Below are 16732 nucleotides of genomic sequence, written 5' to 3'. Positions count from 1 at the left end.
CGGGCGAGACGGGGGCGCCGCGTGCGTCGGACGGCGCCTCCGTCATCGCGAGCGCAGCGAAGCGAGGCAGAGCGGCGCGTCCCTGGATTGCTTCGCTCCGCTCGCAAGGACGGCTGAAGCGATGGTGCCGGTCTCAGCCGCGCTCGGCGGCATCCCGCGGGAGCAGCACCACCGTCAGCGAGCGGACGCCCTGCGCGCCGTGGATGAGGACGCCCTCGATGTCGGCGGTGGCCGACGGGCCGGTATGCAGCACCGCGTAGGCCGAGCGGCCGAATTCCGATCGGCGGTAGGCCGCCTGCACGTTCGGCACGATGTCGGCCGGGTCGAGCAGCACGACGAGGTGCTGCGCGAGATAGGCGACGGCGTTGACGATCAGCTGGTCCTGCGTGAACAGCACCGAGCCGGTCTCGGCGATGCCGAACACCGCGCGGACCACCGCCACGTCCACGTCCTCGACCTCCTGGGGCGCGCGCACGCTCCGCAGGTCGCGGTTGCCGGTCAGCTCCGGCACCGCGGAGGCGATAACCTTGGCGGCGTCGAGGCGCTCGCGCACGCCCGCGAACACGTCGCCGGTGCCGGGCTCGGCCACGCGGCCGCCCATGCGCTTCAGCCGCTCGCCGAACTCGGCGACCAGGTCCTCGCCGACGAGCGGCGCGAACAGCGGCACCTCCGGCAGCGGGAAGTCGCCGGCCGGCCGGTTCCTGCGGATGCCGTCGAGGATCGCGTCGCGGGCGCTCATCGACCCGTGTCCTTCATGCGGTTCTGCTTGTACCAGGCGTGGAAGGTCTGGCGCGGCGCGTCGGGCATCTCGCGCTTCTTCCCCCAGGTGTTAAGTGGGTTGTAGACCGCGAAGCGCGGCAGGACCTTCAGGGCGGAATCCGCCGCGCCGATCGCCGCCCGATAGGCGGCCGGGCGCGAGAGCACGGCGCCCGCGGCCTTCATCATGCCCTGCTTGAGCGCCGGGATCTGGTGCTCCTCGACCAGCACCTTCCGCCACGCGAAGATCTGCTCGTGGATGTTGATCTTGACCGGGCAGACGTTGGTGCACGAGCCGTTCATCGTCGAGGAGAACGGCAGCGTCGAGTATTTCCGCTTGTTGAAGGTCGGATCGATGATCAGACCGATCGGCCCCGAATAGGTCGCGCCGTAGGAGAGGCCGCCCGAGCGCCGGTAGACCGGGCAGGTGTTCATGCAGGCGCCGCAGCGGATGCATTTCAGCGAGGTCCAGAACTCCTCCATGCCGAGGCGCTCGGAGCGGCCATTGTCGACCAGAACCATGTGCATCTCGGTGCCCGCGCGGGGGCCGCGGAAATGCGAGGTGTACTGGGTTATCGGCGAGCCCAGCGCCGAGCGCGACAGCAGGCGGATGAACACCCCGAGGTGCTCGACCTTCGGGATAATCTTCTCGATGCCGATGGAGTGGATCTGCAGCGGCGGCACGTTGCCGGACAGGTCGGCGTTGCCCTCATTGGTGCAGGTCACGACCGTGCCGGTCTCGGCGATCGCGAAGTTGCATCCGGTCATGCCGGCATCGGCCTTCAGGATGTAGGGCCGGGTGGTCTCGCGCTGGCTCTCGGCAAGGTAGTGCGCGTCGTCGTTGTCCGGATCGGTGCCGAGCGTCTTGGCGAAGACCTCGGCCACGTCCATCCGGGTCTTGTGGACGGCCGGCGCCACGACGTGGCTCGGCTCCTCGTTGTCGAGCTGCTGGATCCGCTCGCCGAGATCCGTCTCGATGACCTCGATGCCGTTGGCCGCCATGTGGTGGCGGAAGCCGCACTCCTCGGTGAGCATCGACTTCGACTTCACCAGCGTCTTCGCGCCGTGGCTCCGCAGGATCTCCAGCACGATCCGGTTGTGATCGGCGCCGTCCTTCGCCCAGTGGACGTGGACGCCGTTGGCCTTCGCGGCCGCCTCGAACTGCTCGAGGTACCGGTCAAGGTGGCTCAGCGTGTGGGTCTTGATCTGCGAGGCGAGCTCGCGCAGCTCCTCCCACTCCGGGATGCCGTGCGCGGAGGCGTCGCGCTTCTTGCGCAGGTCCCACAGGCGCTCGTCGTGGGCGGCCTGGTGCAGCGGCGCCGCGAGGAAGCGCTCGGCGGCCTCCGACTGATTGATCGGCCGGTCGCCCCGGATCTTCGCGCCGCGCGGCTGCGGCTCCCGGGTCTGCGGGGTGCGGATCGGCTTCGAGGCGGCTTCCGCGTGCTGGAGACGCCGGCCGTCCGGCGCCCGCTCGCTCTCGTCGTGGCCGGCCCGCACCTCGGGGTGGATGACGCCTTCGCGCTCGCGGGGGTTGAGGTCCTCGGCGCTCATGCGGCGGCTCCGTTCAGCACCTGCGCGATGTGGATGTATTTGAGCGGCAAGCCGAGCCGTTCGGCGCAGCCCTTCTGGTGCATCAGGCAGGAGGAATCCGCCGAGACGACGTAGGCGGCCCCGGCGCGGTTCTGATCGGCGACCTTGTCGTAGCCCATCTTCGCCGAGACGGCGGGCTCGAACACCGAGAAGGTGCCGCCGAAGCCGCAGCACTCGTCCGGCCGGGCGAGGTCGACGAGCTCGACCCCCTTCACGAGGCGCAGCAGGTCGAGGGGCTTCGAGTAGTAGGGCTTCACCAGCTCGGTCGGCCGCGCGTGGTGGATGCCGCGCAGGGCGTTGCAGTTGGTGTGGTAGGCGACCTTGTGGGGGAAGTTCGCCCAGGGCAGGTCCTCGACCTTCAGCACGTCGTGCAGGAACTCCACGAGCTCGTAGGTGCTGGCGCGGACGTGGCGGACCTCGTCGGTCTGCGGGATCGCCGTCAGGTGCTCGCGCACCTGGTGGACGCAGGATCCCGACGGGGCGACGATATAGTCGAATCCGGAGAAGTTCTTGACGAACAGCGCCTCGGTCGCGGCGGCCTCGGCGTGGCAGCCGGTGTTGGTCATCGGCTGGCCGCAGCAGGTCTGGTCGAACGGGTACTCGACCGTGCAGCCCAGGCGCTCGAGGAGCTCGAGGGTGGCGATCCCGACCTCGGGCTCGAAGGCGTCGACGTAGCACGGCACGAACAGGCCGACCCGCATGGTCCGGCAACTCCCTGGATCACCCGGCCCGGCGGCCTGGAACGGTTCAAGACTGACCGAGGGTCTACCGGAAGGGGCGGCCCTTGGCGAGGTCGCCCGCTGCGGCACCGTGCCCGCTGTAACCGGGGAGTTTTCCTGGGAAGCGATGCCGCGCGCTTGATTTCCGACGCCTCAGAGTCGAAGGACGTCTGGAAGCGTTCCGAAGAGATCATCACCATGGAAGAACTGCTCGCCCGCGTCACCACCCGCACCGGGCTCGACGCCGCGACCGCTCAGACCGCCATCGGGCACATCCTGGCCTTCCTGCAGAAGGAAGGGCCCGCGGCCGAGGTCGGCCAGCTGCTGGCGGCCCTGCCGGGCTCCGAGGCGCTGATCGCCGAGTCGAATGCCGGCGAGAGCGGCGGCGGCGGGCTGATGGGCATGCTCGGCGGGATGATGGGCGGCGGCGGCGTCATGGCGCTCGGCCAGAAGCTGATGGCCGCCGGCGTGCCGATGGGTCAGATGCAGCCGCTCGGCCAGGAGCTGTTCGCCTTCGGCCGCGAGAAGGTCGGCGAGGACGCGATGGGCCCGATCATCGGCTCGATCCCGGGGCTGAACCAGTTCGTCTGACCGCGGGCCGGTGTGCGCGGCCGCACTGCATTCGGGTGACGCCTGGACGAAAGTAAAAAAGAGGTTGCGGAGCGAAAGCTTGACGGAACCTGTCCACGCGATCCCCGTTATTGGGGATGTGCCCCGGATCGACGCCTTCGGCAGTGTCCGGTACCGCACTCAAGCAGGCCGGCCATGCCCGTCTTCGAAGCCAAGAACCTGGACAGCGAGTTCGAAGGGCAGTCCCTGCTCGCTGCCATCCTGCACCCGACCCGCGCGGCGCAGACCCGGGCCCTGAGGCACGGTCGCCGGCGCGCTGAGCGCGCGGCGGCCCTGGCCGATCCGATGACGATCGAGCCGCGCTTCCCGATCGCGCCCGGCGAGCTGGCGCCGACCGGGTTCACGGGCCGCTGAGGGCTACCAAGCCTGCGCGGTGACGAGGCCCTGGCGGGTCACCACCACCCATTCCCGACCGTGGCGCTCGACGCCCTCGACGCGGCCGACGCCCGGGATGACGTCGCCGGGCGCGACCTCGACGAGGCGGCGCCGGCGGTTCTCCAGGATCGCGGTGCCCTCGTAGACGTCCCGGAGGGCCCAGCCCTCGATGACCGGCGGCTTGACGGCCGCGGCCGGCTTCGCCTTCGGCTCGCTCACCTTGGCGTCCGCGACCTTGACCTCGGGCTTCGCCTCGGCGGCGCGGGCGGGCTCGCCGATGCTGCCGGTCTGGGTCGGCTCCGCCTTCGCGGCGGCCGGAGTCGCGGCCGCGCGGCGGTCGAGCTGCGCGGCGAGGCCGCTGAGGCGGGTGTTGTGGTCGCGCTCAACCTGCTCGAGCCGCTCGCCGAGGGCCGTGACCTTGCTGTTCAGGCTCTTGTCGACCTGCGCCAGGCGCTCGCCGAGGGCGGTGCTGCGGCTGGCCGCCTCCTTCCGCGCCACGTCGGTCGAGGCGCGCAGGTCGGCGAGCACGGTGTGGAGCTGCGCGATGTCGGCGGCGAGGCGCACGGTCTCGGTGCGGCCGGCATCGAGCGTCGTCTCGAGGGCCGCGAGCGCGTCGGGCCGGACCGAGGCCGGGCGGGAAAGCGCCATCACGCCCCCGCCCAGGAGGACACCGACCGCCAGGGTCGCGCCCGGGATCGCGAACCGCTTCGGATCCAGGCGCGCCAGCGACGCCAGCGCGAACTTCCCGCCGGCCGGCGAGGCCGCGGTCTCGGTCGCGGCGCCCGCGGCGTCGGTCTTGCCGGTCACCGCGGCCTTGAGCAGGTCGGCCGGCGAGATGCCCTGGGAAACGCCCTGCTTGGCTTCGATCTTCGTCATCGCCCCGAACTCCGCACGCGGCCTCGCGCTGCAAGCGTTCGTTAAGGACGTTTGTTTACGAAACCCTTACCGCACGCCCGTCGCTTAGGCCGCGAGCCCGCGCTTCTTCAGGAGCGGCTCGATGCTCGGCATCCGCCCGCGGAAGGCCGTGTAGGCCTCGCGCGGGTCGCGCAAATTGCCGGCCCCGTACACGAAGGTCCGCAACCGCTTCGCCAGCTCCGGATCGAAGATGTCGCCGGCCTCGCGGAACGCGTCGAAGGCGTCCGCGTCCAGCACCTCAGACCAGAGGTAGCTGTAGTATCCGGCGGCGTAGCCGTCCCCCGAGAAGATGTGGGCGAAGTGCGGCGTCCGGTGCCGCATGCTGATCTCGGCCGGCATGCTGATCCGCCGCAGCGCCTCGGCCTCGAAGGCGGGCACGTCGAGACCGCCCTCGCCTTCCGCCGAGAGGTGCAGGGTCATGTCGACGATCGCCGAGGACGTGTACTCCACGGTGGCGAAACCCTGGTTGAAGGTCCGCGCGGCGAGCAGCTTCCGCAGCAGGGCGTCGGGCATGGGCTCGCCCGTGCGATGGTGGCGCGCGTGGGTCCGCAGGACTTCCGGCTGCTCCAGCCAGTGCTCGTAGAGCTGCGAGGGCAGCTCCACGAAGTCGCGCGACACCGCTGTCCCCGACAGGAGCGGGTAGGTCACGTCCGAGAGCAGCCCGTGCAGGGCGTGGCCGAACTCGTGGAACAGGGTGCGCGCGTCGTCGAAGGACAGCAGCGTCGCCTCGCCGTCCGGCGCCTTGGCGAAGTTCATGACGTTGACGATGATCGGCGTGACCGTCCCGTTCAGGCGCTCCTGTGAGCGGAAGGCGCTCATCCAGGCGCCGGACCGTTTCGAGGCGCGGGCGAAGTAGTCGCCAAGGAACAGGCCGACCTCGGACCCGTCGGGATTGCCGACCCGCCAGACCCGGACATCGGGATGGTAGCGCGGCACGTCGGCGAGTTCCGTGAAGGTCAGACCGAACAGCCGCGAGGCCGTGTCGAATGCCGCCTGGATCATCCGCTCCAGCGGCAGGTACGCCTTGATCTCGCTCTCGTCGAGGTCGTGCTCGGCGCGCCGCACCTTCTCGGCGTAGTGCCGCCAATCGTGCGCCTGGAGGGGAAAGTTGTGCCCCTCCGCCTGGATGGTGGCCTGGAGACGGTCGCGCTCCTCCGCCGCCCGCGCCCGGGCCGGCGTCCACACGTCCCGCAGCAGCCCGGTCGCCGCATCCGGGCTCGCCGCCATCGTGTCGTCGAGGGCGAAATGGGCGAAGCTCTCGAAGCCGAGGAGCCGCGCCCGCTCGGCGCGCAGCCGGATGATCTCCGCGATGATCGCCCGGTTGTCGGTCGCGCCGCCGTTCTCGCCGCGCCGCGTCCAGGCCGCGTAGGCGCGCTCGCGCAGGTCGCGCCGCGTCGAGCAGACCAGGAACGGCTCGATCAGCGAGCGGGACAGGGTGATGACGTGCCCGTCGAGGCCGCGCTCCTTCGCGGCGCTCTCGGCCGCGGCCCGCAGGAACGGCGGCAGGCCGGCCAGATCCTCCTCGCCCTGCAGCGGCAGGGTGAAGCTGCTCTCGTCGGCCAGGAGGTTCTGGCTGAACGTGGTCCCGAGTTCCGACATGCGCGCCGCGATCTCGGCGATGCGGGCCTTGTCCTCGGGCCCGAGATCCGCCCCCGACCGGCGGAAGCGGATCCGGTACCGGTCGAGGACCCGGCGCTGCTCCGCGCTCAGGCCCTCGGCGTCGATCGCCGAGATCCGGGCCCAGAGCTCGGGGTTGAGGTAGATGGCGCTGCCGTGCCGGGCGAGCTTCGGCCCGATCTCCCGCTCGATGGCCTGCAGCTCGGGGTTCGTGTGGCTGCCTGTCAGGTTGTAGAACACGCCGGCGACGCGCTCGAGGGCGAGGCCGGCCCGCTCCATCGCCTCGACGGTGTTGCCGAAGGTGGCGGGAGCGGACTCACTCGCGATGGCGCGGATCTCGGAATCGTGCGCCGCCAGGGCGGCGTCGAACGCGGGCCGGTAGTGCTCCGGCCGGATCCGCTCGAACGGCGGGAGGCCGTGCGGGGTGCTCCACTGCGCCTCGCGGAAGGGATTGTCCGGCGGCAGGCTCGGGAGCCCGGCATCAGCTGCGTCCGACATGCAGTCCTCGATCTCGACGTCCACGCGACGGCGCGATCGTCCGCGCCGCAGGTGCGCCGACATGGGGTGTGCCGGCGCGATCCGGAAGACAGTGGTCCGATCGGCGCGGCCGTCAACCGGGTCCGGGCGATCCGAATGGCGTCTCGCCCGTTGTAGAGGCCAACGCCCACGCTTCGAGGCCCCATGCCGGGACGCAGCCTGTCGATCCTCCGATCCGCGACGCTCCTGGCGGGCGGCGCCCTCGCCGCGGGGCTCGCCCTCCCGGCCACGCCGGTCGGCGCCGTCGAAACGCCGGCGGCCACGGTGCCGACGCCCCCGCCCCTGCCGCCGGAGCGCCCAGAGACGCTGAAGCCGCCCGTCGCCGAGCCGGCGCCACCGACGCCGCCGGCGCGGCCGCCCGAGCTGAAACCTGCCGCGGCTGAGCCGAGCAAGGAGCCGGGCAAGCACTTGGCCCGAGAGCCTTCGAGGGAGAATGGCCGGGACAAGCCGCCGGAGTCCGGGCAGGAAGCCGGGAAGGAAGCCCCGAAGGAAAGCGCGAAGGAGACAGCGAAGCCCGAGATCCCCTCACCGCCGCCAGCGCCGCCCGCGCGGCCGCCCGAGCTGTCGGGCGCGGCCGCCCTGGCGCTCAAGGTGACACCGCCGGACGATTCCGCCTGCCGGACGCGCCTCAAGCGTCTTGGGGTCGAGTTCGAGCCGCTGCCGGCGATCTCCGAAGGCCAGTGCACCGCGCCGCTGCCGCTCAAGGTGACGAAGTTCGCCGACGGGGTGGTGCTGCCGCAGGGCGCCACGCTGACCTGCCGGACCGCCGAGGCGCTGGCGCGCTGGGTCACGGAGGTGCAGATCGAGGCCGATCGAACGCTGAAGCACCCGCTGATCGCGCTCGAACTCGGCGGCTCCTATGTGTGCCGGGGACAGAACCACGACGTCGACGCCAAGCTCAGCGAACACGCCTTCGCCAACGCCGCCGACATCATGGGCTTCGCCTTCGCGGGACGCGCGAGCATCCCCGTCAAGGCGATGCCGGACGGTTCCGAGGAGGCACAGTTCCTCGGCGCGGTGCGCGCCAAGGCCTGCGGCTTCTTCCGCACCGTCCTCGGCCCGGGCTCGAACGCCGCCCACGCCAACCATTTCCACCTCGACGAGCGCGAGCGTAACGGCGGTCACCGCCTGTGCCAGTAGAGCGGCGTGGAACGTTCCCGCAGATCCGGCATTTCTCGGCTCGGGAGCGCGCCCGCTCCCCGGAATGACGACGGCGATGATCCCGAAACCCTGGCGGCAGGTCTGCGTGGCTCTCCTGGCGAGTTGTCTGGCCGCGCACGGTGCGGCTGCCCGGACCGGGAAGGGCCGGAAAGCCGAGACGGCCCAGCCGCCGGCGCTGACCGCCGAGGCAGTGAACGCCGCGACCCTGGCGCAGTCGGGCGCCGGGAAGGGCGAGGGCACAAAGTCCGACGCGAAGGCTCGTCGGGCCAAGTCGTCGGACGACAAGCCCGATCCGCTGATCGTCAAGGCCCAGGTGCTGCTCGATCGCGCGCGCTTCTATCCCGGAGCGATCGACGGCCGGAAAGGCGACAATTACCGGCACGCCCTCTCGGCGTTCGCGGTGGCCCAGGGGCTTCCCGCCGGCGAGGACCTGACGCCCGAGATCTGGGACAAGCTCCAGGCGACCAGCGACAAGCCCGCCGTCACCGACTACACGCTCTCCGAGGCCGACGCCGCGGGCCCCTACGTCGAGCGGATCCCGCCCAAGATGGAGGAGCAGGCCGAGCTCAAGTCGATGGGCTACACCAATCCCCGCGAGATGCTGGCCGAGCGCTTCCACATGAGCCGCGACCTCGTGAGCGCGCTCAATCCCGGCAAGCCCCTGGACAAGGCCGGCACGACCATCGCGGTCGCGGCGGTGGACCCGATGGGCACGGACAAGCCGAAGGGGAAGGACCTGCCCCAGGAACCGAAGGTCGAGCGCATCGAGGTCGACAAGACGAGCCGCGACGTCCGCGCCTACGGCGCCGACGGGAAGCTCGTGGCCTATTATCCGGCGTCGATCGGCAGTGCCGAGAAGCCGGCCCCGAGCGGCGAGACCAAGGTGAAGGGCGTCGCGTTCGATCCCGACTATACCTACAACCCGAAATACGCGTTCAAGGGCGTGAAGGCGCAGCACAAATTCACCATCCAGTCGGGCCCCAACAACCCGGTCGGCCTGGTCTGGATCGACCTGGCGATCCCGAGCTACGGGATCCACGGGACGCCGGAGCCCGAGAAGGTCGGGAAGACCGAGTCCCATGGCTGCATCCGCCTGACCAACTGGAACGCCCGCGACCTCGCCGCGCATGTGACACGGGGCGCCAAGGTCACGTTCAAGGACGACTGAGCGGCCGCGCGGCGACACTCGCATACGCCCGCGCGGAGCCGCCCGCACAAAAATGTATCATCGGTTAACATAGCGCCCGGTCTGGGTGTCGGAACGGGGCGGGAACGCTTGACACATTGCGCATTACAGGCGACGCCTCAGGTTGTCTCGCGGGCTGACCCTCGGGCCGCGTTCACCCGTCCGGACGCTGCTCACGCGGTGCGCAAGGCGTGACCAGCCGCATGGCAAGATCCCCGGCGACGGGGGCATTCGAAGGGAAGACGGCCCGGCGTGATTGCTGACCCTAACGACGACGTCCTCAACGGCGTCCGTGTTCTCGTCGTCGAGGACGAGGCCGCGATCTCGATGCTGCTGGAGGACATGCTCCTCGATTTCGGCTGCGCCGTGGTCGGGCCGGCCGCGCGGCTGTCCTCCGCGCTGGAGATGGCGTCGCAGGAAGCGTTCGAGGTCGCCATTCTCGACGTGAACGTGGCGGGTGAGCCGATCTACCCGGTGGCCGAGGCCATCGCCAAGCGCGACCTGCCGCTGGTCTTCTCGACCGGTTACGGCGGTGCCGGCATCCGCGAGCCGTTCCGCGACAGGCCCGTCGTCCAGAAGCCGTTCAGCCAGGCCGACCTGAAGCGGACCCTGATCGGGGCGATCCGCGCCGCCCGGGACTGAAGACCCGGCGCGTCGGCTCCGGCGGCCTCGGGCCGCCCGTCAGAGACCCTCGATGGTGAAGACCCGCTCGACATGGGCGGGCCAGGTGCGGGATCCGACGAACACGGCGTCGGCCCGGAACGTCGACCCGGCACACCACGCATTGCGTCCGATCCAGGCGCGGACCGCGCGGGAGAACCGCCGCCGCTTGGCGGCGTCGATCGCCTCCCGGGCATCGTCGCGGCGCGCCCGAGCCTTCACCTCCACGAACACGACGGTCTTCCAGCGCCGGACGACGAGATCGATCTCGCCGCCCGCGACGCTCACGCGCCGGCCGATCGGCCAGTACCCCTTGAGCATCAGCGCGGCGAGCGCCAGCCACTCGGCGCGGTGGCCGAGCCGGTAGGCGGCGCGGCGCCGGCCGGCCCGGTCCGGCAGGGCCCCGGTCATCCCTGGTCCCGCGCCAGCGCCAGCGCGCGGGTGTAGACGAGGCGCCGCGGCTGACCGGTCTCGTCGGATACAAGGCTGGCGGCATCCTTGATCGAGTGCCGCTCCAGCGCCGCCAGGATCAGGGCGTCGAGGGCGGCATCCGAATCCGCGCTGCGCTCCGGCGCCGTCGCCGCACCGATGATCACCACGATCTCCCCCTTCGGCGGTCCCTCCTGGGCGAAGCGTGCGCTCAGGCTGCCCAACGTATCGCGCCGGATGGTTTCGTAGAGCTTGGTCAGCTCGCGGGTCACGGCCGCCGGCCGCTCCGAACCGAGCACCGCGGCGGCGTCGGCCAGCATGTCGGGCAGGCGATGCGGCGACTCGAACAGGACCAGGGTGCCGGGAACCTGGATCAGCGCCTCCAGGCGGTTGCGCCGCGCTCCGGCCTTCTGCGGCAGGAAGCCCTCGAAGAAGAACCGGTCGGTCGGCAGGCCGGCCGCGACCAGCGCGGTCATCACCGCGGACGGCCCCGGGACGGGCGTGATGGCGATCCCGGCCTCGATGGCGGCCTGGACCAGCTTGTAGCCGGGATCCGAGACGAGCGGCGTCCCGGCATCCGAGACCAGCGCCAGGGCCTCGCCGGCGGTGAGCCGCGCCACCATCCGCTCGCGCACCGCGTCGTTGGAATGCTCGTGATAGGCGAGCAGCGGCGTCGTGATCCCGTAATGCGCCAGCAGGTTCCGGGTCACGCGGGTGTCCTCGGCCAGGACCGCGTCGGCGGCCGCCAGCGTCGCCAACGCCCGGATGGTGATGTCTCGCAGGTTCCCGATCGGCGTCGCCACGATGTGCAGGCCCGGCGACAGGGGTTCGGTCTCGCTCGCGAGGCCGAAGGCCGTGAAGGTCGTGCTGCGCGGGCGGTCGGGGGCGAGCTTCGGGGACGGAGCTCGGGTCGGGGCGGCGGGCCCCGGGTCGTCGAATCTGCGGGTCATCACCGGCGATCTTGCCACACTGGTCGCCTCTCGTCGCGGCGAGGCCGCGTGGCCGGGGGGCAAGTCCCCGCCGCCGCGTTTACATTTGAGAATCCGCCGGTCAGGCTGCGGAGCCTGCCCGAAGGAGTACGCGCCATGGCGCGCCCGACAAGCGCGCGGGACCGTCTCGTGCGTGTCACCGCCCAGACCGCCGCGCTCTGCGCGATCCTGCTCTCGCTCGGCGGTTGCGTCGGCAGCGACCTCGCGCGACGCGCGACCGGGCCGCAGGCCGAGCTGTCACCGCCGGCCGCCGTGCCGGATGCACCGGGCACCGCACCCGCGGCGCCGCCGATGCCGGCCGCGGGCGGCGGGCGCATCGGGGCGGGCTCGGTGAAGGTCGCCCTGGTGCTGCCGCTGACCGGCCAGGGATCGACCGTGGGGGCCGCCATGCGCAACGCCGCGCAGCTCGCCTACGACGAGGCCCAGCAGCCCGACCTGACGCTCATCGTCGAGGACGACCGGGGCAGTCCGGACGGCGCCCGGGAGGCGACCCAGGAGGCGCTGCGGCAGGGCGCCGAGATCGTGCTCGGCCCGCTCTTCGCCGGCAGCGTGCAGGCCGCCGCGGCCGTCGCCAGGACCGCCGGCAAGCCGGTGATCGGCTTCTCCACGGACGCGACCGTGGCGAACCCGGGCGTCTACCTTCTGAGCTTCCTGCCGCAGCCGGAGGTGGACCGCGTGGTCGAGGACGCGGTCGCGGGCGGGAAAAGGTCCTTCGCGGCGCTGATCCCCGAGACCGCCTACGGCAACGCCGTCGAGGCGGCGTTCCGGGAGGTCGTCGCCCGCAAGGGCGCGCGCGTCGCCGCCGTGGAGCGCTACCCGGCCGGCGCGCCCGGCCCGGCGGTCGAGCGGCTCGCGCGAGTGATCGCCGGGCCCGGCGCCACCGCCGACGCGCTGTTCATCCCCGAGACCGCGGACGCGATGCCCGCCGTGGCGGCCGCGCTGACGAAGGCGGGCTTCTCGCCGGCACGGGTGCGCCCCCTCGGCACCGCCCTCTGGAACGAGCCGTCACTGTTCGCGCTGCCGGCCCTCCAGGGTGGCCGCTTCGCTGCGCCGGACCGCGTCGGCTTCTCGAATTTCAGTGCGCGCTACCAGGCCCGGTTCGGCGCCGTCCCGCCGCGGGTGGCCTCGCTCGCCTACGACGCGGTGCTGCTCGCCGCGGCCCTGTCGCGGCGCTACGGCTCGCAGCGCTTCGCCGAGACCACCCTGACCAACGGCCTGGGCTTCGCCGGCGTCGACGGGACGTTCCGGTTCCGGCCGGACGGTCAGAGCGAGCGGTCCCTCGCGGTCTACGAGATCCGCAACAACGCCGCGACGCCCGTCAGCCCGGCGCCCCGGGTTCTCGCCAAGCCAGCGATCTGATCAGGCGGCGAGCTCGGCGACCAGGGCATTGAGCACCGGCGCCCCCCGCGCCGTGGCGGCGATGCGGCCGCCCGGCAGCCGCTCGAGCAGGCCGTCCCCGATCAGCATGCCGATGCGGTTGCCGTTCAGGGGCCGGCCCTTGAGCGCCGCGTAGCGGTCGGGATCGATCCCCTCGCGCAGGCGCAGGCCCATCACCAGGAACTCGTCGGCCTGGTCGGCGGCCGAGAGGCTCTCGGTCTCGACGATCCCGTGGCCCTCGGCCTTGACGCGGGCGAGCCACGCCTCGGGCGACCGCTCCGTCACGGTTCCGACCCGGCCCTGTCCCGTCACGAGCCGTCCGTGGGCGCCCGGACCGATGCCGGCATACTCGCCGTAGCGCCAGTAGAGCAGGTTGTGCCGCGATTCCGCCCCGGGCCGCGCGTGGTTCGAGATCTCGTAGGCCGGGAGGCCGGCCTTCGCGCAGAGCTCCTGGGTGACGTCGTAGAGGGCGCGGCCGACCTCGTCGTCCGGCGTCACCAGCTTGCCGGCGGCGGCGAGCCCGTGGAACGGCGTCCCGGGCTCGATGGTGAGTTGGTAGAGCGAGAGGTGCTCGGCGGCCCGCGCGAGCGCGTCGCTAAGCTCCGCCCGCCACAGGTCCGGCGTCTGTCCGGGCCGCGCGTAGATCAGGTCGAAGGAGGTCCGCGCGAAGGCCGACTGCGCCAGGGCGATCGCGCCGAGCGCCTGCGCGGTGTCGTGCAGGCGCCCGAGGGTCCGCAGCGAGGCGTCGTCGAGGGCCTGGATCCCGAGCGACACCCGGTTGACCCCGGCGGCGCGATAGCCGTGGAAGCGGCCGGCCTCGACACTCGACGGGTTTGCCTCGAGGGTCACTTCCGCGTTCGGCGCCACCGCCCAATGCTCCGCCACCGCGTCGAGCAGGCCGGCCACGGTCGCGGGCTGCATCAGCGAGGGCGTGCCGCCGCCGAGGAAGATGCTGGTCACGGTCCGGCCCGACGTGCGGGCGGCGGTGTGGGCGATCTCGGCGCGGAAGGCCGCCAGGAAGCGCGGCTCGTCCACGCCCGCGTGGCGGACGTGGCTGTTGAAGTCGCAGTACGGGCACTTCGCGGCGCAGAAGGGCCAGTGCAGGTAGATCCCGAAGCCCGCGTCGCGGGTCGGATGGTCCGGGCCGGTCGATGACATGATGGCGGGCATGTGAGCGCCCGCGCGTCTTTTGGCAATCAGGCGCCGGGCGCGAGGCAGGCGCGGCTCAGCTCGACGAAGGCCCGCGCCCGGTGCGACAGGCCCCGCCCCTGCTGCCAGTCGACCCCGTGCTTCTCCTCGGCGCTCATCTCGCCGAAGGTGCGGTCGTGGCCGTCCGGCCGGAAGATCGGGTCGTAGCCGAAGCCCGCGGAGCCCTTCGCGGCGACGAGGTCGCCGAAGACCCGTCCCTCGAACAGCTCGGTGTGCCCGTCCGGCCAAGCCAGCACGAGGGCGGACACGAAGTGCGCCCGGCGCTCGGCGGCCCCGCGCCGGTCGAGTTCGGCGAAGATCCGCGCCATCGCGCCGGTGAAGTCCTTGGTCGCGCCGGCCCAGCGGGCCGAGAAGATGCCCGGCGCCCCGTCGAGGGCGTCGACGCAGAGGCCGGAATCGTCCGCGAAGGCCGGCAGCCCGGTGGCGTCGGCCGCCGCCCGCGCCTTGATCGCCGCGTTCTCGGCGAACATCGTGCCGGTCTCGTCGGGCTCGGGCAGGCCGAGCTCGCCCGCCGACACCGCCTCGATCCCGAACGGCGCGAGCAGGTCGCGCATCTCGGCGAGCTTGCCGGCATTGTGCGTGGCGATGACCACCTTCCCGGTCAGACGGCGGCTCACGCGAGGGCCTCCTTCTGCAGGGCGACCAGCCGCTCGGTGCCGGCGCGGGCGAGGCCGAGGAGCTCGAGAAGCTGCTCCTGCGTGAAGGGCTCCATCTCGGCGGTGCCCTGCACCTCGACGATGCCGCCCCGGCCGGTGAGGACGAAGTTGGCGTCGGTCTCGGCCGCCGAATCCTCGGCGTAGTCGAGGTCGAGGACCGGCATGCCCTTGTAGAGTCCGCACGAGACGGCGGCGACGTGGTCGCGCAGCGGGTCGACGGAGATGATCGAGCGGGTCCGCATCCAGGCGAAGCAATCGTGCAGCGCCACCCAGGCGCCCGTGATCGCGGCCGTCCGGGTGCCGCCGTCGGCCTGGATCACGTCGCAATCGATCGTGATCTGGCGCTCGCCCATGGCCGGGAGGTTGGTGACGGCGCGCAGCGAACGGCCGATCAGTCGCTGGATTTCCTGGGTACGCCCCGACGGCTTCCCGGAACCGACCTCGCGGCGGGTGCGTTCGTGCGTCGCACGCGGCAGCATGGCGTACTCGGCCGTGACCCAGCCCTTGCCGGAACCGCGCAGCCACGGCGGCGCGCGCTCTTCCAGCGACGCGGTGCAGAGCACCCGGGTGTTGCCGAAGCTGACGAGGCAGGAGCCCTCGGCGTAGCGCGAGACCGCGCGCTCCAGGCTCACGGGCCGCAACTCGTCGGCGGCACGCTTGGAAGGCCGCATCGCGGGCCCCTTCTGTCGAGAGTGTCGAGGGCCGGGCTCTTAGGCCGCCGCGCCACCGCGGGCAAGCATCGCAGTACGGATTGATCCGCGCGGGACGGTTGGACATGATCGGACCACAGGATGACCCCGTGACACACCCCAGTCCCAACTTCTCGAACGGCCAAGCGATGCAGGCGCTCGCCGCCCTCAACGAGCGTGCCCGGGAGATCTTCCGGCAGATCGTGGAGAGCTACCTCACGACCGGCGAGCCGGTCGGTTCCCGGAATCTCGCGCGCATCCTGCCGATGGCGCTGTCGCCGGCCTCGATCCGCAACGTGATGGCGGATCTGGAGCATTCCGGCCTCATCTTCGCGCCGCACACCTCCGCCGGCCGCCTGCCGACGGAGCTCGGCCTGCGCTTCTTCGTGGACGCGATGCTCGAGCTCGGTGACGTCAGCCAGGACGAGCAGGCGCGCATCGAGGCGCAGATGCGCGCCGCCGCCTCGGGTCACACCTTCGACTCGGCCCTGGCCGAAGCCTCGACCATGCTGTCCGGCGTCTCCCGGGGCGCCGGGGTCGTCCTGACCACCAAGGCGAACGTCAACCTGAAGCACATCGAGTTCGTGCGCCTCGATCCCGCCCGCGCCCTCGTCATCCTCGTCTCGGACGACGGCTCGGTGGAGAACCGCCTCGTGGACCTGCCGGCGGGCCTGCCGGCCGGGGCCCTCCAGGAGGCGACGAACTTCCTCAACGCGCGCCTGCAGGGCCGCACCCTCGGCACGCTGCGCGCCGAGATCGAGGCCGGCCGCAAGGCGATGAAGCGGGAGCTCGACGCGATCACCGAGCGCCTCGTCGATGCCGGACTGGCCACGCCGGTCGGCCCGACGGAGGCTCGCCAGCTGATCGTGCGCGGGCAGGCCAACCTGCTCGACGACCTGCGCGCGGTCGAGGATCTCGAGCGGATTCGCCTTCTGTTCAACGATCTGGAGACCCAGAAGGACGTGATCGATCTCCTGTCCCGCGCCGAGGGCGGCGAGGGCGTGCGGATCTTCATCGGCTCGGAGAACAAGCTGTTCTCGCTCTCCGGATCCTCGCTGATCGCGGCGCCGTTCCGCGACGGCTCGCAGAAGATCGTGGGCGTCGTCGGCGTGATCGGTCCGACCCGGCTGAACTACGCGCGGATCGTGCCGATGGTCGACTACACAGCGCGCGTGGTGTCGAAACTCCTGGACGGCGGGCGGTAGAGGGCACCGGGCAGAGGATCCGCCCGGCCCAC

The 16732-nt window shown here is 71.7% G+C and carries 17 protein-coding genes; 7 read left to right on the top strand and 10 right to left on the bottom strand.

The genetic code is table 11. The features are described 5' to 3' along the window. Positions 1-133 precede the first annotated feature (133 nt). The 3 genes from BMY19_RS05845 to BMY19_RS05835 are packed head-to-tail and all read right to left on the bottom strand — an operon-like array spanning position 134 to position 3047. Positions 134-739 carry a LutC/YkgG family protein gene (locus BMY19_RS05845; protein WP_100251154.1) on the bottom strand — a complete coding sequence of 202 codons (606 nt, stop codon included), beginning with the start codon at positions 737-739 and terminating at the stop codon, positions 134-136. Beyond that, positions 736-2307 carry a lactate utilization protein B gene (locus tag BMY19_RS05840; RefSeq protein WP_100251153.1) on the bottom strand — a complete coding sequence of 524 codons (1572 nt, stop codon included), beginning with the start codon at positions 2305-2307 and terminating at the stop codon, positions 736-738. The genes BMY19_RS05845 and BMY19_RS05840 overlap by 4 nt, the downstream gene beginning before the upstream one ends. Next, on the bottom strand, positions 2304-3047 hold the full coding sequence (locus BMY19_RS05835; RefSeq protein ID WP_042673458.1) for a (Fe-S)-binding protein: 744 nt from the start codon (positions 3045-3047) through the stop codon (positions 2304-2306). The genes BMY19_RS05840 and BMY19_RS05835 overlap by 4 nt, the downstream gene beginning before the upstream one ends. 216 nt (positions 3048-3263) lie before the next feature. Between BMY19_RS05835 and BMY19_RS05830 the strand changes: the two genes are divergently transcribed. Continuing rightward, positions 3264-3656: a DUF2267 domain-containing protein gene (locus BMY19_RS05830; RefSeq protein WP_012319882.1), complete on the top strand. Its 393-nt coding sequence runs from the start codon at positions 3264-3266 to the stop codon at positions 3654-3656. A 174-nt stretch (positions 3657-3830) separates the two neighbouring features. Then, positions 3831-4049 carry a hypothetical protein gene (locus tag BMY19_RS05825; RefSeq protein WP_012319883.1) on the top strand — a complete coding sequence of 73 codons (219 nt, stop codon included), beginning with the start codon at positions 3831-3833 and terminating at the stop codon, positions 4047-4049. 3 nt (positions 4050-4052) lie between these two features. Here BMY19_RS05825 and BMY19_RS05820 read toward each other — a convergent pair whose 3' ends face one another. Together BMY19_RS05820 and BMY19_RS05815 are read right to left on the bottom strand one after the other, a co-directional pair. Continuing rightward, on the bottom strand, positions 4053-4946 hold the full coding sequence (locus BMY19_RS05820) for a hypothetical protein (protein ID WP_100251152.1): 894 nt from the start codon (positions 4944-4946) through the stop codon (positions 4053-4055). 84 nt (positions 4947-5030) lie between these two features. Further along, on the bottom strand, positions 5031-7100 hold the full coding sequence (locus BMY19_RS05815; protein ID WP_100251328.1) for a M3 family metallopeptidase: 2070 nt from the start codon (positions 7098-7100) through the stop codon (positions 5031-5033). Positions 7101-7283: 183 nt separating this feature from the next. On the opposite strand from BMY19_RS05815, the gene BMY19_RS05810 reads away from it, so the two are divergent. From BMY19_RS05810 to BMY19_RS05800, 3 genes are all read left to right on the top strand, one after another. Then, positions 7284-8279, top strand: a complete 996-nt coding sequence (locus BMY19_RS05810) for an extensin family protein (RefSeq protein ID WP_100251151.1) — start codon at positions 7284-7286, stop codon at positions 8277-8279. 76 nt (positions 8280-8355) lie between these two features. Further along, positions 8356-9468, top strand: a complete 1113-nt coding sequence (locus BMY19_RS05805; protein WP_100251327.1) for a L,D-transpeptidase — start codon at positions 8356-8358, stop codon at positions 9466-9468. 270 nt (positions 9469-9738) lie between these two features. Then, on the top strand, positions 9739-10128 hold the full coding sequence (locus BMY19_RS05800) for a response regulator (protein ID WP_012319888.1): 390 nt from the start codon (positions 9739-9741) through the stop codon (positions 10126-10128). A 39-nt stretch (positions 10129-10167) separates the two neighbouring features. Here BMY19_RS05800 and BMY19_RS05795 read toward each other — a convergent pair whose 3' ends face one another. Next, positions 10168-10557 (bottom strand): YraN family protein, encoded by a 390-nt coding sequence (locus tag BMY19_RS05795; RefSeq protein WP_020091873.1) that lies wholly within the window; start codon positions 10555-10557, stop codon positions 10168-10170. Further along, the gene (rsmI, locus tag BMY19_RS05790; protein WP_091927837.1) at positions 10554-11525 is read right to left on the bottom strand and encodes a 16S rRNA (cytidine(1402)-2'-O)-methyltransferase; all 972 of its coding nucleotides are present in this window, start codon (positions 11523-11525) and stop codon (positions 10554-10556) included. The genes BMY19_RS05795 and rsmI overlap by 4 nt, the downstream gene beginning before the upstream one ends. 135 nt (positions 11526-11660) lie before the next feature. Between rsmI and BMY19_RS05785 the strand changes: the two genes are divergently transcribed. Beyond that, positions 11661-12923 (top strand): penicillin-binding protein activator, encoded by a 1263-nt coding sequence (locus BMY19_RS05785; RefSeq protein WP_100251150.1) that lies wholly within the window; start codon positions 11661-11663, stop codon positions 12921-12923. Here the strand turns inward: BMY19_RS05785 and hemW are convergent, their stop codons facing one another. From hemW to rph, 3 genes are read right to left on the bottom strand one after another with little or no spacing between them, the layout of a single operon-like run. Continuing rightward, positions 12924-14111: a radical SAM family heme chaperone HemW gene (hemW, locus tag BMY19_RS05780; protein ID WP_170862916.1), complete on the bottom strand. Its 1188-nt coding sequence runs from the start codon at positions 14109-14111 to the stop codon at positions 12924-12926. It lies immediately after the preceding gene. A gap of 26 nt (positions 14112-14137) precedes the next feature. After that, positions 14138-14767 carry an RdgB/HAM1 family non-canonical purine NTP pyrophosphatase gene (gene rdgB / locus BMY19_RS05775; protein ID WP_020091869.1) on the bottom strand — a complete coding sequence of 210 codons (630 nt, stop codon included), beginning with the start codon at positions 14765-14767 and terminating at the stop codon, positions 14138-14140. Beyond that, complete coding sequence (rph, locus tag BMY19_RS05770) at positions 14764-15477, bottom strand: ribonuclease PH (RefSeq protein ID WP_026604745.1); 714 nt, start codon at positions 15475-15477, stop codon at positions 14764-14766. Before rph ends, rdgB begins: the two co-directional genes overlap by 4 nt. 167 nt (positions 15478-15644) lie before the next feature. Between rph and hrcA the strand changes: the two genes are divergently transcribed. Beyond that, on the top strand, positions 15645-16700 hold the full coding sequence (gene hrcA / locus BMY19_RS05765) for a heat-inducible transcriptional repressor HrcA (protein WP_020091867.1): 1056 nt from the start codon (positions 15645-15647) through the stop codon (positions 16698-16700). The last annotated feature ends 32 nt before the right edge of the window (positions 16701-16732 follow it).

Origin of the sequence: Methylobacterium sp. UNC300MFChir4.1 (assembly GCF_900110155.1) — a bacterium.
GTDB lineage: Bacteria > Pseudomonadota > Alphaproteobacteria > Rhizobiales > Beijerinckiaceae > Methylobacterium.
Note: the sequence above shows the minus strand (reverse complement) of the source record. Positions and strands in the feature narration are given on the sequence as shown.